The following is a 14,773-nucleotide window of genomic DNA, read 5'->3' as shown; positions in this document are numbered from 1 at the left end:
CATTGTCCCCGGTCGGCCGGCCCGAATTGCGTTAGCTGCTACCCAATGTCGCCGTCGACGTAGCGCTGCAGGTTGGGCCCCACGGCGGCGACCACTTGGTCCTCGGGCATCGACGCGATCGGCTCGATCTTCCAGACGTAGCGCAGCAACGCGAAGCCGATAAGCTGGGTGGCGATCAGGCCGCTGCGCCGCAGCCGTTCGTCCTCGTCGGCGCCCAGGGTGGAACCGCCGACCAGGCCGCGCTCCACGATCAGCCGTAGCTTCTCGCGCGTTTTGTCTTCGTGCGCGGCGGTCAGCACCACCGCGCGCAGAATCGGACCCACCTCCTCATCGGTCCAGGTGTCCAGCACGGTGCGGATCAATTGCCGACCGAGCTCGGCTTTGGCCGTCGCCCACGTCGCGGCCACCGCGTCGAGCCACTGCTGCGGCGGCGTGGTGGCCGCGTCGAGCAGCCCCTCCTTGGAGCCGTAGTAGTGGTAGATCAGGGCCGGGTCGACGTCGGCGGTGCGGGCGACGGCGCGAATGGCCGTGCCGGCCCAGCCGTGTTCGGCGAATTCATCACGAGCCGCGGCCAGGATGCGCGCCGCCAAGACGCCGCGCTCGTCACGCGGGCCCGGGGTGATCGATCGCCGCGCCACCGTCCCACCATAGCCGAAATTTCATCTTGCGTTGAGACTAGTTTCAACGTAGCGTGAAAATATGGCTCCGCTCAACGGCCCACAGACCACCGGACGGGAATACCGCAACCTCAGCGAGCCGCAGTACGCGACGCGCACAGACATCAATGAAGCGATCGCGATGCGGGACGGCACAACGCTTTTGGCCGATGTCCACCGGCCGGACGCCGACGGCCGGTTCCCGGCGTTGCTGGCCGCCTCGCCGTACCCGCGGCAGATGCAAGACCTCGGCGCCCCGGCGGGATTCATCGAGGCCGGCAGGACCGACTTCTGGGTGCCCCGCGGCTACGTGCACGTCATCGCCAACCTCCGCGGCACCTGCGGCTCCGAGGGCACCTTCAACTTCTTCGACGCCCAGGAGCGCCGCGACGTGCACGACCTGGTGGAGTGGGTCGCGGCCCAGCCGTGGTGCGACGGCAACGTCGGCATGATCGGCATCAGCTATTTCGCGATGACCCAACTCGAGGCCGCCGTCGAGCGGCCGCCGCACCTCAAGGCGATCTTCCCCCTTGCCGTGACGGCCGACCTGTACGAGGGCGCCAACCACCACGGGCTGCTGAGTTCGTCGTTCGTCACCCCGTTCCTCGCCATGATGGGCCTGACCTCCGACCGCAGCGACAAGCTGTGGCGCAGCAAGCCAATCGGGTTGGCGCGCCGCGTGCTGAACAGCCCGGGCGTGCACAAGAAGTTCGAGACCAAGAACGGCGAGGCGGCGGTCACCATGCTGCGTCAGTTGCTTCGGCTGCCCCACAACCCGCACCCGTGGGACGAACTGTGGCAGGAGGCGGCGGTCAAGCACCCGACGCGCGACGCGTGGTGGGAAGAACGAAACGTGTTGCCACTGCTCAAGGAGATCGACATCCCGGTATACCTCGGCTGTGACTGGCAGAACGTGCCCTTACACCTGCCCTCGACGTTCGCCACGTGGAAAGGCCTGTCGGACAATGCATGTGTGCGGATGGGCATGCTCGGCGAGTTCGGACTGACCTGGCCGTGGGAAAGCATGCACACCGAAGCCCTGGCCTGGTACGACCATTGGCTGAAGGGGCGCGACACCGGGATCATCGACGGCCCGCCGATCCGCTACTTCTTGCCCGGCGCCGACGAGTGGCGAACCGCCGACGTGTGGCCGCCGTCGCAAGCTGCCCACCGCGAACTGGCCCTGCGCGCCGACGGCGGTCTGGATGACGACGAGGGCGAGCCGGGCGGACGCGAATTCATGACTGTCGGCACGGGTCTGGGCCGCGTCAAGCCCAGCGTTATCGATCCGCCACCGATGCTGGCCTGGACCGGCGCCCCGCTGGTTTCGGACCTGGACGTGGTGGGCGAAATCGAGCTGCGGCTGGTCGCTTCGGCAACCGCTCTCGACACGGCATGGATCGCGACGCTGCAGGACGTGGGGCCAAACGGGGAGTCGACCGACGTAACCGCGGGCTGGCTGCGCGCCAGCCTGCGCGAGGTCGACGAAGCGGCCAGTCGCCCCGGCGCGCCGGCGCTGCCCTGTCGCAACCCGCAGGCGGTCCCGCTGGGCGAGGACGTCGAGTACCGAATCCCGTTGGTTCCCAACGCCCGCCGGTTCAAGGCGGGCCACCGCATCCGCGTGACGCTCACCAGCGACGACCAGGACCCTTCGATGCCGGCGATCATGAACTTCCGGCATGCCAGCGTCGGCACCTCCAGCCTGAACACGGTGCGCTCCGCGTCCCGGCTGTTGCTTCCCGTGCTCGGGGGCCATTCGTGAAGCGTCACCGAACCGCCGAGGCCGCCTCGTCGAGAACGCGTTGCTTTTGCTCGGCGATGACCTGATTGAGGTAGGACGCCTTCGGCCATCCGTAGTACGCGGCGAAATGCAGGGCCAGCTCTTCCATCTCGTCAAACGAGACGTCACCGCTTTTCAGTGCGGCGTAGACGTGGGACATGATCGGATATTGGGCGTCCTGAAACCCCACGCACGCCAACGTGATCAGGCGCCGTTCCTTCATCCCCAGCCCCGGCCGCAACCACATCTCACCGAACACGAAGTTGAGGATGCCCGCACCGGAGTACGGGTTGTCTCGCGAAGGCGCGAACGGCAGGCAGTTGATGTCGCGGAACGCGGCCTCGCCGCCCGCTAGGCGCGCTTCGGGATCGCTGGGGGTGGGCAGCGGCAGCAACGCCGGAGCCGGCGGACCGCCGTCACCGCGCTGGCGCGCAATGCGCTCCCACTGCGCGTCGACGACCATGTTGAACTGCGAGGCTTTGGGCCACCCGGCGTAAACCGCGAAATGCAGGACGGCTTCCCGCATTTCGGAGATCGTGACGTCCCCGCTGTTCAGCGCGGCGTACACGTGTTGTTCGAGCGCGGGGGTGGCGTCGGCGCCGGCGACACACGCCAGCGTGACGAACCGCCGGTCGCGCCGGCTCAGGCCGGGGCGCGTCCACACCTCCGCGAACACGAAGTCGATGAGCCCATCGGCGATCGCCGGGCTGGTGTCCGTCGGCGCATCGACGGTCATCACCTCTGCGAACACCCGCAGGCCGCGCTCGCGTCGCTGATTCGGGCTGCTCGTCATCTGATGGTCACCCCCGCGTCGACGGTGAACTGCAAGCCCGTCACGTGCCGGGCCTCGTCGGAAACCAGGAACAGCACGGCGTTGCTCACGTCGATCGCCTCCGTCATCAGAACCGGCAGCGCGTTCATGAAGATGGGCCCCAGGTCGGGTCGCTTCTCCACGATCAGCTGGTGCATCGACGGCGGGGCCATGCCGGTGGCCACGCCCGTGGGATGCACGGTGTTCACCCGGATATTCTGTGCGGCAAGCTCATTGGCGAGCGCGAGACTCATGCCGACGATGCCGTGCTTGGCGGCCGTGTACGGCGTGTGCAGCGGGGTCCCCTTGATACCGGCCGACGAGCTGATGTTGACCAGGCTGCCGCCGCCCGCGGCCAGCAGGTGCGGTAATGCCGCGGCGCACGTGTTCCAGGCGCCGATCAGGTTGACGTCCACCACGAGCCGCCACTGCTCCGGAGTGGTGGTGTCCCAGGTGCCGACTGTCAGCACGCCCGCGTTGGCCACCGCGGCGTCCAGGCCCCCGAGTTCGTCGGCGCCCTCGTCGACGGCGGCCTTCAGCGCGGTCGCGTCCCGCACGTCGACCACCTTGCACACGGCCGACCGCCCAAGCTCACCAACGAGTTTGGCGGTCTGGCGCAGATCGTCCTCGGTCGCCAGCGCGTACTCCAAACCGTCGGGAGTGTCGCAGATGTCGACCAGCAGGCAGTCCGCGCCCTCTTCGGCCAACCGGACCGCGTGGCTGCGTCCCATCCCGCGAGCGGCGCCGGTGATGAGGACCCGTTTGCCGGCCACCCGGCCCGTCGCTCGAGGTTGCATCGCGGGGCTCACAGCTTGTTGCAGAAGCCGGCGTCCACGGGGAACGTCACCCCGGTGACGTACTTGGCCTCGTCGGAGACCAGATAGGCGATCGCCGCGCTGATGTCCTCGGGCTCCAGCATCTCCACCGGCATCGGATTCTGCAGGTGCGCCCCGCCTTCGGGAAAGCTCTCCAGAAACTCCGTCATCGCCGGATTGACGGCCATCATCGTGCGGACCGCGGTGGGATGCACGGTGTTGACCCGAATGTTGAACGGCGCCAACGAGTTCGCCAGGACCCGCATCAACCCGACCACCCCGTGCTTGGAGGCGGCATACCCCAGGCCGCCGCCTTGCAGACCACCAAACCCCCGCAGCCCGGCCGTCGAGCTGGTGAACACGATCGCACCGCCGCGCTGTCCGGAAAGCAGATGCGGCACGGCCGCCCACGCGGTGTGGTAGGCGCCGTCGAGATTGACCCCGATCGCGGCCCGCCACTGCGCCAGCTCCTCTTCGATGCTGAGCTGCCGGAAGGCCACGGGCGCGATTCCCGCGTTGGCACAGACGATGTCGAGCCGGCCGAAGTGTGCCACCCCGGCGTCCAGCGCGGCCTTCACCTGATCGAACTCGCGCACGTCGGCCACCGTTGCGAGCATCTTGCCGCCCTCGGCCTCCACCATGCCGATCGTTTCGTCGAGCTCGTCGCGTCGCGCCATCGCGTATCCGTTCGCCGGGATGTCGGCGCAGATATCGATGCCGATGATGTCGGCGCCCTCGCGGGCCAGCCGGATCGCGTGGCTGCGGCCCTGCCCACGCGCCACCCCGGTTATGAACGCCACCTTGCCGTCTAGACCACCCACCGCGCCCTCGCTCGCCTCGCCGCCTGCACTTTTTCTTGAGTAACTGCGTTACTCTGGCTGGGACAGTAACATCGTTATCGTGGTCGGTAAAGGCTCACCGCAGCGGCGGGACGTATCGGCGGCGCCCACACAGGCCGCCCCCGATCCCCTGATCGACATCGTCGTGGACCTCATCGACACCGAGGGCTACGACGCCGTCCAGCTGCGCGAGGTCGCCCGCCGGGCCCGCATGTCGCTCACCACGATCTACAAGCGCTACCCCACTCGGGACGACCTCATCGTCGCGGCCCTGCGGTGGTGGATGGACACCCACCGCTACGCCGCCGTCGCCTCGCACTCCGGGGCCAACGAGTCGCTCTACGACGGGCTCATGTGGATCTTTCGGGCGATCTTCGAACCGTGGGAGAAGCACCCGCGCATGCTGCAGGCGTACGTGCGGGCCAAGGACGGGCCGGGCGGCGACGGCCTCACCCAGCGCGGCTTCGACGTCGTCGCGCCCGCGGCGCGGTCGGTCATGCAGGACTGCGACGAGCGCTTCGCCGATGACCTGGGTGTCATCCTGGCCGGCGTGGTCTACGGGGCGTTGGGGCAGTTCGCGGCGGGCTCCATCGAGATCACCGACATCGTGCCGACGATCGAGCGTGCCGTGTACTGGCTGGCGAAGGCGCACGATGGCGTGTGCCGCCACGCGTAGGGCGAAACTTGTTGGGGCGCCGCAGCGTCAAGCGGCATGACTTTTCACCGAGCAGCGGACGACGCCAACCGTTTCGCCAAGTACGGCGCCGTCCGGCTGTGTTTCGCGCGCGCAACCTCATTCGGCGTGCCCGCCGCGACGACGCGACCACCGTCGTTGCCGGCCCCCGGCCCCAGGTCGATCACCCAGTCCGCGCCCGCGACCATCCGCATGTCATGCTCGGCCACCACCACGGTGTTGCCGGCGTCGACCAGGCGGTGCAGCTGACGATCGAGCAGATCCACATCGGCGGGGTGGAGCCCCGTGGTCGGCTCGTCGAGGACGTAGAGGGTATGCCCTCGGCGGGGCCTCTGGAGCTCGGAGGCGAGCTTGATCCGCTGCGCCTCGCCGCCTGACAGCTCGGTCGCGGGCTGTCCGAGGCGGAGGTATCCCAGTCCGACCTCTTGCAGCGTGGTCAGGCTCCGCGCTGCCTTCGTCACGTCGGCAAGAAAGTCCGAGGCCTCATCGACGGTCATCGCGAGCACGTCGGCGATCGTACGGTCGCGGTAACGCACCTCGAGTGTCTCGTCGGAGTAGCGCGCTCCGTGGCATGCCGGGCAGGTGGCGTATGTGCCTGGCAGAAACAACAATTCGACCGAGACGAACCCCTCGCCCTGACAGGTGGGGCAGCGACCTTCGGAGACGTTGAACGAAAACCTGCCCGCTGTCCAACCGCGGCGGCGGGCCTTTGGCGTCGCGGCGAATTCGTGGCGCACGGCGTCGAACAAGCCGGTGTAGGTCGCCAGTGTCGAGCGCGGAGTGCGCCCGATCGGACGCTGGTCGACTAATACCAGCCGATTGATCTCCTCGACGCCCTCCGCCGTCACGCCGGCGCTGGCGTCGCGATCCAGATCGACGACTTCGGTGTCCGTTTCGTCGTCGTCGGATGCGGCCGGCTCGGCGGCGCGCCCGGTGCCCAGATGGCTGTTCACGACGTCGCCGAGGACCTTCACGACCAGTGTCGACTTGCCCGAACCGGACACCCCGGTGACCGCGGTGTACACACCGAGTGGCAGGTCCACGTCGAGGTCTCGCAGGTTGTGAAAGCAGATCCCGCGCAACCGCAGCTGCCCGGACGGTGTGCGCGGTTGGCGAGGCGTCGGACCGGCCCCGTCGAAAAGGTAACTGCGAGTGACCGATTCCTCGATGTCTGCCAGGCCCGGCACCGGGCCGCTGTAGAGCACGTTCCCACCAAGCTCGCCCGCCCCGGGTCCGACGTCGACGACCCAATCGGCACGGCGTACCACGTCCATGTCGTGCTCGACCACGAATAACGAATTGCCCGCGCGCCGCAGGCGATCGAGCACGTCGAGTAGCGGTTCGGCGTCCGCGGGGTGCAGTCCGGCCGACGGCTCGTCGAGCACGTAAAGCACGCCGAACAAGCCGGCGCGCAATTGGGTGGCAAGTCGCAAGCGCTGCAATTCGCCGGGTGACACCGTCGGTGTTCGGCGACTAAGCGTGAGATAGCCGAGGCCGAGGTCGAGGAGCACCTGCAGGCGTGCGACGAGGTCGGCGGCGATCATCGTCGCCACCTCCGTCAACTCACCGGATTCCGTTGACTCGTACGCGGCGGCGGCGTCGGTCCGAGAAGCCGTGGGGCGCAACGCGTCAGCAAGGTCGGCCAACGGCATCCCCGCGTATTCGGCGATGGTGCGCCCGGCGAACGTCACCTTCAGCGCTTCCGGTCGCAACCCGGAACCCTCGCAGACCGGGCAGTCGACGGTGTCGACGAATTGCAGCACGCGGCGGCGCATCATCGCGCTATGCGAGTTGGCCAGCGTGTGGCGGACGTGGCGTTCGGCGCTGGAGAACGTGCCGTTGTAGTAGTAATCGGCCTGCACGGGGTGCTGGCGGGGGTCTATTTCGACCGTTGGCTGCTCGTCGGTGAACAGAATCCAATTGCGTTGACGCTTAGGGAGTTTCCGCCATGGCTTGTCGATGTCGTACCCCAGCGTGACCAAGATGTCGCGCAGGTTTTGGCCCTGCCACGCGCCCGGCCACGCGGCGACGGCGCCTTCGCGGATGCTCAGCGACGGGTCAGGCACCAGTGTCTCTTCGGTGACCCGATGGATTCGTCCCAACCCGTGGCATTCGGGGCACGCCCCGACGGCGGTGTTCGGGGAGAACGCGTCGGAGTCGAGTCTTTCAGTGGCCCCACGCGGGTAGGTTCCGGCGCGCGAGAACAGCATCCGCAGCAGGTTCGACAGGGTGGTGACGGTGCCGACCGTCGACCGCGACGTCGCCGAACCGCGGCGCTGCTGCAATGCGACGGCGGGCGGTAGACCCGTGATGTCATCCACCTTCGGCGCGCCGGCCGGCAGCAGCAGCCGACGGGCGTACGGGGCTACCGACTCGAAGTAGCGGCGCTGGGCCTCGGCATAGATGGTCCCGAAGGCCAACGACGATTTGCCGGATCCGGAGATCCCGGTGAATGCCACCAGCGCGTCGCGGGGCGCTGCGACGTCGACCCCCCGGAGGTTGTGGACCCGCGTCCCGTAAACGCGCACACAAGAGTCGAGTTCGTCCGTGGGCCGGTCAGACATTGCTGGCATCGTGGGAAGACGAATACCCCGGCTGCGGCCGCGCAAGCACGATGTTTTCTAGACCACGGACTGCGCTACTGCTGGTGGCCAGGGGCGGGATCGAACCGCCGACCTTCCGCTTTTCAGGCGGACGCTCGTACCGACTGAGCTACCTGGCCGGAAGGCATGAAGTGCCTCGCCGATTTGGCGACCCTGACGGGACTCGAACCCGCGACCTCCGCCGTGACAGGGCGGCGCGCTAACCAACTGCGCCACAGGGCCTTGCTGCTGCTTCGCGTCACCGCGTCGCGTACCCCCAACGGGATTCGAACCCGTGCTACCGCCGTGAAAGGGCGGCGTCCTAGGCCACTAGACGATGGGGGCCAGAACCGAATCACTCCGGGGTACTCACAACGAGGTTTCGTTAGGAGCCACGTCAGCTTAGGTCACCGCAGGCCCAATCCTCAAACGAGCCGCGTTTGGGGCCCAAGTATCCTGAATCTCCGCGGCCCCTATAGCTCAGTTGGTAGAGCTACGGACTTTTAATCCGCAGGTCCCAGGTTCGAGCCCTGGTGGGGGCACCAACGTGTTCGGCCCAGGCAGATCGATGATGCCCTCAAAGCGTGGCGCCGAACTGGCCGAATCGTCGTTCGAGATCATGGAGCGATGAGCACCGCATTCCGCATGCTGCTGTCTCCGCAGCGCCTCACGGACGTCGTGGACGTCGGTGCAAACCCTATCGACGGCGAACCGCCCTATGCAGCCATGCTCGCCGCGGGACTCTGCCGCGTGACGGGATTCGAACCCCAGCAGGAGGCGCTGCTTCAGCTGGAAACTCACAAAGGGCCCGACGAGACATATTTGCCGTATGCGATCGGTGATGGCGAGACACACACGCTCAAAATCTGTCGCTCCTCGGGTATGACAAGCCTTTACGAGCCGGACGCCACGGCGTTGCGTGTGTTTGGGGCCTTCGAGTATTTCGGCGAGGTAATCGAGCGCGTCGAGGTGCACACCCGCAGGCTCGATGAAGTGCCCGAGGTTGAGCACGTCGACTTCCTCAAGGTTGACGCCCAGGGAAGCGAGCTTGCGGTTTTGCGTGGGGCCAAAGCGAAGCTCGCCGAGGCGGTTGCGATCCAAACAGAGATTTCGTTCGTGACGCTGTACCAGGACCAACCAGGCCTCGGGGACGTCGATCTGGAGCTCCGCGGACAAGGTTTCATACCGCACTGCTTCACGGCGATCAAGCAATGGCCGATCGCTCCATGCGTGGTAAATAACGATCCGAGCCAGGCCCTCAATCAACTCCTCGAGGCAGACATCGTTTACGTTCGCGAATTCACTCGGGCCGAGGCGATGGACGACGAGCAACTCAAGCACCTGGCGCTCATCGCGCATCACTGCTACCGATCGGTGGATCTTGCCTTGCGCTGCGTGATGGTGCTGGAACAGCGCAACGCGGTAGAGGCCGGAGCCCAACAGCGCTACATGGAGATCTGCGCCGCCAGCGAATGAGCCTTGCTACCCGAGCACCGCGCTGCTGTAGGTCACATCGGCGAAGGCCTGGGCGACGTCGTCGTCGGCGTAGACAAAGCCGTTGGCCGCGTGCAGTTCCGCGACGGTCCGCGACGACGTCTCCCAGCCGCGCTGGCTCAGGTGGTCGACGATGTGGCTGCGCTCGCCGTGGTACACGAGGTCATTGAAGTCGACCGAGAACCCGAGTTCGCTCATCCGTTCGTAGTGCGTGCGCCAACGCGAGTCGGCGAAAACGGCGGTGTCGGGCACGAAGTCGAAGGCCAGCCGGCTGCCCGGCGCGCTCAAGGCGGTGATGTTGTCGAACAGCGCGTCCTGGGCCTCCTCCGGCAGGTACACCAGCAGGCCTTCGGCGCTCCATGCCGACGGGGCCTGCGCGTCGAATCCGGCTTCGCGCAGCGCGGAGGCCCAGTCGTCGCGCAGGTCGATGGCCACCGTGCGCCGCTCCGCCGTCGGCTCGGCTCCCAAATCCTCGAGGGTCAGGGTTTTGAACTCGATCACCTCGGGCATGTCGACCTCGTAAACGACGGTGCCCGCCGGCCACGGCAGGCGGTAGGCGCGCGCGTCGAGGCCCGACGCCAGGATCACCGCCTGGCCGATGCCACCCCGCGTCGCCTCCAGGAAGAAGTCGTCGTAAAACCTTGTGCGACAAGCCATACTCCGCGCCAGCCGGTGCGGGTTGAACTCGGCGGTCCCGCCGGCCGGGATCTCGCCGTTCACCATCCGGACGTAGACGTCGATCCCAACGGCGCGCACCAGCGGCGCCGCGTAGGGGTCGTCGATCAATTTCTCGTCGGTGGACAGGGCCCGTTGCGCGGCGACCATCGTCGCCGTCGCGCCCACGCTCGTCGCCAGATCCCAACGATCACGATCGGTGCGCGCCATGGTGCTCCCTCATCCCGACCCAAATTAAATAGGCAATCTATCAGTATCACCGGCCCGATTCCCAGCCCCGGCGCGACTACCCTGCGACGTGTGACCGACTTTGCGCAGCGGACGATCGACCTGGCTCGCCAAAACGTCGCCGAGGGTGGTCGCCCATTCGCGACGGTGATCGTCAAGGACGGCGAGGTCCTGGCCCAGAGCGCCAACAAGGTGGCCCAGACGAACGACCCGACCGCGCACGCGGAAATCCTGGCCATCCGCGAGGCGTGCACGAAGCTGGGCACCGAGCACCTCGTCGACGCCACGATCTACGTGATGGCGCATCCCTGCCCGATGTGCCTGGGCTCGCTGTACTACTGCTCACCCAAGGAAGTCATCTTCCTGATCGCGCGCGAGGACTACGAGCAGTACTACCTCGACGACCGCAAGTACTTCGAGGTGTCCACCTTCTACGACGAATTCGCCAAGAGCTGGGACCAGCGGCGGCTGCCCATGCGCTACCGGCCGCAGGACGGGGCGGTGGAGGTGTACCGGTTCTGGAACGAACGAAACGGCGGCCAGCGCCGGTCGACGGTCGTCCCAACCTGAGGAAGATCACCGCTGGCAAGCACCGGCCATCTTGACTACTATTTGCGTATGCATGCAGATAGTAGCGCAGGGCGGTTGCCGGACGACCAGGCCAGCCTGGTCGTCGAGGTCTTCCGGATGCTGGCCGACGCCACCCGCGTGCAGGTGCTGTGGTCGCTGACCGACCGGGAAATGTCGGTCAACGAGCTGGCCGAGCACGTCGGCAAGCCCGCGCCCTCGGTCTCCCAGCACCTGGCGAAGCTGCGAATGGCGCGCCTGGTCAGCACGCGCCGCGAGGGAACCACGATCTTCTACAGCCTGGAGAACGATCACGTCCGCCAGCTCGTCATCGACGCCGTCTTCAACGCCGAACACGCCGGACCGGGCGTGCCCGGTCATCACCGCGGGGATGCCGGGCTCAAGGCCGTCAGCGAATCGGCCCGCCCGGCCAACCGGCGGCGCACCGGCGCCAAGTGAATCCCGAAGCAGCACAGCACAGTTGACCCGAGGAGACTCAGCGGTGACCGAGCAACACACCCATGACACGCCCCATGAGCACGAACACGACCATGGCGACTTCATGCACGCGCACGCGCACACCACGCATGAGCACGAGCACGTGCAGCACGAGCACTCACACACCCACGGCGACGGGACCGAGCACACTCATCAGCACGTGCACCAGGCCGGCCTGGAAGACGTTCACGGTCACTCCCATCCCTAGCGCATGCGGCGCGGCTCAGGAGACCACGGGGCAGTAATGCTTCGGGTCGCCACGCTCGTCCACGGGCGGCAGGTTGCGCGCCGGCGTCTGGGGTAGGGGCGCGTCGGCCGGGATGCGCCCGGCCGCGCGGTCGAGGCCGGCGCGGGCCCTCGGGTGCTTGCGGTACCGGGGCGGCACGAACGCGAAGACCAGCCGCACCAGGTTGCCGAAGCGGCGGTGCAGCCACTCGTCGCGGTCGGACCACTGGAAGCCCAACCGTTCGCGCACTGCCGGGTGATACAGGCCGACCGTGAGCCAGACGAAGAACGGCCGCGACAGCCTGGTCAGGCCGCCCCACAACCAATCCGGGAGCCAGGGAGCGATGGGCAGCTTGTCATATAGGGTCAGGTCCAGCACGGCCCGCGTCGCGTAGTTGTCCTCTAATACGTTGCGGCACATGTGATCCCAGTAGGCCTGGAACTCTTCCCAGCTCTGGGGAACCGGCCGCATGCTCATGCCGTACATCCGGTACCACTGGATGTGTTCGTCGAAGAGCTGGCGTTTGTCGGCCTCGGTCAGACCTCCGCCGAACCGCTCGGCCACCAGGATCGTGCCCATGAAGAACGTCGAGTGCGCCCAATAAAAGACGTCGGGATTGAGTGCGTGATACCGGCGCCCTTGGTCATCCACGCCCTTGATGTCGGTGTGGTAGTCGCGGACCTCGGCACCCGTGATCGGAGCCCGGTCGCCGTCGAAGACCACGCCACCGATCGGGTACAGCGACCGCATCACCCGCGGCAAGGGTTCGCGGAAGAACGTCGAGTGTTGCTCCACCGCGGCGCCCAACTGCGGATGCATGTTCTGCATGGAGCCCGCGAACGGGCCCTGCAGCATCCCGCGCCAGTCGCCGAAGTACTTCCAGGTCAGCGAGTCGGGGCCCAGGGGTGTCGGGGGTGTCTCGTAGCCCATCGCCGACGCCGGGCAGCCTTGGGCTACGGCACCGGACGCGTCGGGCGCGTCGTGACCGCTGGTCGGTGGCACCGGTGCGGACGTATGTTGAGTCACTAGTGAATTCCTACAGGTGTCGGCAAACTGACTACATGCGTTGTCAGTTTCGAGCTTAGGAGCGATGTGCAGTCCGGTCAACGCCGGGGCCGCTGGACCGGCGTCCCCTTGGGGGATCGCCTCGCCCTGCGTCGCGACAACCTCATCGACGCCGGCGTGCAGTTGCTCGGCAGCGACGCTCGGCCGGCGCTGACCGTGCGCGCGGTGTGCCGCAAGGCCGCGCTGACCGAACGCTATTTCTACGAAAGCTTCTCGGACCGTGACGAATTCGTGCGCGCGGTGTACGACGACGTGTGCACGCGCGCGATGAGCGCGCTCACGTCGGCGAATACCCCGCGCGAAGCCGTCGAAAAGTTCGTCGAGCTGATGGTCGACGACCCGGTCCGCGGGCGGGTGCTGTTGCTGGCGCCGGCGTCCGAACCGATATTGACCCGCTCGGGCGCGGAGTGGATGCCCAATTTCATCGAACTGCTGCAGCGCAAGCTGTCGCGGATCGGCGATCCGGTACTGGAAAAGATGATCGCCACCAGCCTGATCGGCGGCCTGTCCAGCCTGTTCACCGCGTACCTGAACGGGCGGCTGGGCGCGACGCGCCAGCAGTTCATCGACTACTGCGTCAACATGCTGTACATCACGGCGGCCCCGTACGTGCCGGCACCCGAGCTCGGGTAGCGCGCGACCAGGTGTTTATCCGCCGCTGCCCGGCGGCAATCCTGAAGGCCTGCGGGGCCGATCGGGCGTTTCGCAAAGTGGAATTCAACCGTGACGCGACGCGCGGCCAGGCAGCTTGATGCTACTGAAGTACACAGATATATTGACTGCTACCCGCCGACACAGATAACTGGAGGCCCAATGTCAGCCGAGCTGACACACCTACAGCTGCTGCACGAGCTCGAGCCGTTCGTTGAGCAATACCTGAACCGCCACGAGAGCATGCACAAGGACTGGAACCCGCACGACTACATCCCGTGGTCGGACGGCAAGAACTTCTACGCGCTCGGTGGCCAGGACTGGGATCCCGAGCAGAGCAAGCTCTCCGACCTCGCCCAGGTGGCGATGGTGCAGAACCTGATGACCGAGGACAACCTGCCGTCATACCACCGCGAGATCGCGATGAACTTCGGCTTGGACGGCCCGTGGGGCCAGTGGGTCAACCGCTGGACCGCCGAGGAGAACCGGCACGGAATCGCGCTGCGCGACTACCTGGTGGTGACCCGCGCCGTCGACCCCGTCGAGCTGGAGAAGCTGCGCATCGAGGTGGTGAACCGCGGCTTCAGCCCGGGGCAGAACCAGCAGATTCGCGCCGACCTGTTCGCCGAGAGCCTGTTCGACTCGGTCATCTACGTGACGTTCCAGGAGCTGGCGACCCGGATTTCCCACCGCAACACGGGCAAGGCCTGCAATGAGACCATCGCCGACCAGTTGCTGGCCAAGATCTCGGCCGACGAGAACCTGCACATGATCTTCTACCGCGACGTCAGCGACGCCGGGTTCAGCGCGGCGCCCAACCAGGCGATGAAGTCGCTGCACAAGGTGCTGCGCAATTTCCAGATGCCGGGCTATCAGGTACCTGAGTTCCGCCGGAAGGCCGTCGCCATCGCCGTGGGTGGCGTGTACGACCCGCGCATTCACCTCGACGACGTGGTCATGCCGGTGCTGAAGAAATGGCGCATCTTCGAGCGCGAGGACTTCACCGGCGAGGCGGCCGCCATGCGCGACGACCTTGCGCTGCTGATCAAGGAACTCGAGCAAACCTGCGAGAAGTTCGAGATCTCGAAGCAACGCCAGCTCGAGCGGGAAGCCCGCACCGGCAAGAGGACGACCGCGTTCGAGCTGCACCAGACCGCGGGCACGCTGACCATGAGCCGGCGGTAACCAAGCG

15 protein-coding genes and 4 tRNA genes are annotated in these 14,773 nt (G+C 66.8%); 9 read left to right on the top strand and 10 right to left on the bottom strand.

From position 1 onward, the window contains the following. Positions 1 to 38 precede the first annotated feature (38 nt). Entirely contained in the window at positions 39 to 638 is a 600-nt protein-coding gene (locus tag A5730_RS19085; protein ID WP_067903758.1) for a TetR family transcriptional regulator, read from the bottom strand. 61 nt (positions 639 to 699) lie between these two features. On the opposite strand from A5730_RS19085, the gene A5730_RS19080 reads away from it, so the two are divergent. Next, complete coding sequence (locus A5730_RS19080) at positions 700 to 2,418, top strand: CocE/NonD family hydrolase (protein WP_067903756.1); 1,719 nt, start codon at positions 700 to 702, stop codon at positions 2,416 to 2,418. Positions 2,419 to 2,422: 4 nt separating this feature from the next. Here A5730_RS19080 and A5730_RS19075 read toward each other — a convergent pair whose 3' ends face one another. The 3 genes from A5730_RS19075 to A5730_RS19065 are packed head-to-tail and all read right to left on the bottom strand — an operon-like array spanning position 2,423 to position 4,883. After that, entirely contained in the window at positions 2,423 to 3,229 is an 807-nt protein-coding gene (locus A5730_RS19075; RefSeq protein WP_067903753.1) for a carboxymuconolactone decarboxylase family protein, read from the bottom strand. Beyond that, a complete protein-coding gene (locus tag A5730_RS19070; RefSeq protein WP_067903751.1) occupies positions 3,226 to 4,044 on the bottom strand; it encodes a mycofactocin-coupled SDR family oxidoreductase in 819 nt (272 codons plus the stop codon). The genes A5730_RS19075 and A5730_RS19070 overlap by 4 nt, the downstream gene beginning before the upstream one ends. Before the next feature lie 8 nt (positions 4,045 to 4,052). Further along, positions 4,053 to 4,883: a mycofactocin-coupled SDR family oxidoreductase gene (locus A5730_RS19065; RefSeq protein WP_067903748.1), complete on the bottom strand. Its 831-nt coding sequence runs from the start codon at positions 4,881 to 4,883 to the stop codon at positions 4,053 to 4,055. 79 nt (positions 4,884 to 4,962) lie between these two features. Here A5730_RS19065 and A5730_RS19060 point away from each other — a divergent pair, with 79 nt between their 5' ends. Further along, positions 4,963 to 5,577: a TetR family transcriptional regulator gene (locus A5730_RS19060; protein WP_082946901.1), complete on the top strand. Its 615-nt coding sequence runs from the start codon at positions 4,963 to 4,965 to the stop codon at positions 5,575 to 5,577. Between the two features lie 44 nt (positions 5,578 to 5,621). Here the strand turns inward: A5730_RS19060 and A5730_RS19055 are convergent, their stop codons facing one another. The 4 genes from A5730_RS19055 to A5730_RS19040 form a co-directional block, all read right to left on the bottom strand. After that, entirely contained in the window at positions 5,622 to 8,168 is a 2,547-nt protein-coding gene (locus tag A5730_RS19055; protein ID WP_067903745.1) for an excinuclease ABC subunit UvrA, read from the bottom strand. A gap of 72 nt (positions 8,169 to 8,240) precedes the next feature. After that, positions 8,241 to 8,317: transfer RNA gene (locus tag A5730_RS19050), tRNA-Phe, on the bottom strand. Between the two features lie 26 nt (positions 8,318 to 8,343). Continuing rightward, positions 8,344 to 8,420, bottom strand: a tRNA-Asp gene (locus tag A5730_RS19045). Positions 8,421 to 8,449: 29 nt separating this feature from the next. Then, positions 8,450 to 8,522, bottom strand: a tRNA-Glu gene (locus tag A5730_RS19040). Between the two features lie 124 nt (positions 8,523 to 8,646). Between A5730_RS19040 and A5730_RS19035 the strand changes: the two genes are divergently transcribed. Further along, positions 8,647 to 8,722: transfer RNA gene (locus tag A5730_RS19035), tRNA-Lys, on the top strand. Between the two features lie 82 nt (positions 8,723 to 8,804). Then, entirely contained in the window at positions 8,805 to 9,653 is an 849-nt protein-coding gene (locus A5730_RS19030) for an FkbM family methyltransferase (protein WP_067903742.1), read from the top strand. A 6-nt stretch (positions 9,654 to 9,659) separates the two neighbouring features. Here the strand turns inward: A5730_RS19030 and A5730_RS19025 are convergent, their stop codons facing one another. Further along, positions 9,660 to 10,556: a class I SAM-dependent methyltransferase gene (locus tag A5730_RS19025; protein WP_067903739.1), complete on the bottom strand. Its 897-nt coding sequence runs from the start codon at positions 10,554 to 10,556 to the stop codon at positions 9,660 to 9,662. Between the two features lie 90 nt (positions 10,557 to 10,646). On the opposite strand from A5730_RS19025, the gene A5730_RS19020 reads away from it, so the two are divergent. Genes A5730_RS19020 through A5730_RS24480 form a run of 3 tightly spaced genes read left to right on the top strand, consistent with a single transcriptional unit; the run spans position 10,647 to position 11,847 of the window. Next, entirely contained in the window at positions 10,647 to 11,144 is a 498-nt protein-coding gene (locus tag A5730_RS19020) for a nucleoside deaminase (protein ID WP_067903736.1), read from the top strand. A 48-nt stretch (positions 11,145 to 11,192) separates the two neighbouring features. Next, entirely contained in the window at positions 11,193 to 11,600 is a 408-nt protein-coding gene (locus A5730_RS19015) for a metalloregulator ArsR/SmtB family transcription factor (RefSeq protein WP_067903732.1), read from the top strand. A gap of 43 nt (positions 11,601 to 11,643) precedes the next feature. Next, positions 11,644 to 11,847 (top strand): zinc transporter Slc39a7, encoded by a 204-nt coding sequence (locus tag A5730_RS24480; protein ID WP_082946900.1) that lies wholly within the window; start codon positions 11,644 to 11,646, stop codon positions 11,845 to 11,847. A gap of 15 nt (positions 11,848 to 11,862) precedes the next feature. On the opposite strand, the gene A5730_RS19010 is transcribed toward A5730_RS24480, so the two are convergent. Next, positions 11,863 to 12,795, bottom strand: a complete 933-nt coding sequence (locus A5730_RS19010) for an oxygenase MpaB family protein (RefSeq protein WP_369829900.1) — start codon at positions 12,793 to 12,795, stop codon at positions 11,863 to 11,865. A gap of 162 nt (positions 12,796 to 12,957) precedes the next feature. On the opposite strand from A5730_RS19010, the gene A5730_RS19005 reads away from it, so the two are divergent. Then, entirely contained in the window at positions 12,958 to 13,563 is a 606-nt protein-coding gene (locus A5730_RS19005) for a TetR/AcrR family transcriptional regulator (protein ID WP_055403494.1), read from the top strand. Between the two features lie 180 nt (positions 13,564 to 13,743). Next, positions 13,744 to 14,766, top strand: a complete 1,023-nt coding sequence (locus A5730_RS19000; protein WP_067903726.1) for an acyl-ACP desaturase — start codon at positions 13,744 to 13,746, stop codon at positions 14,764 to 14,766. Positions 14,767 to 14,773 lie beyond the last annotated feature (7 nt).

Source organism: Mycobacterium sp. ACS4054, assembly GCF_001667275.1.
Classification (GTDB): domain Bacteria; phylum Actinomycetota; class Actinomycetes; order Mycobacteriales; family Mycobacteriaceae; genus Mycobacterium.
This window is presented reverse-complemented; position numbering and strand designations above follow the sequence as displayed.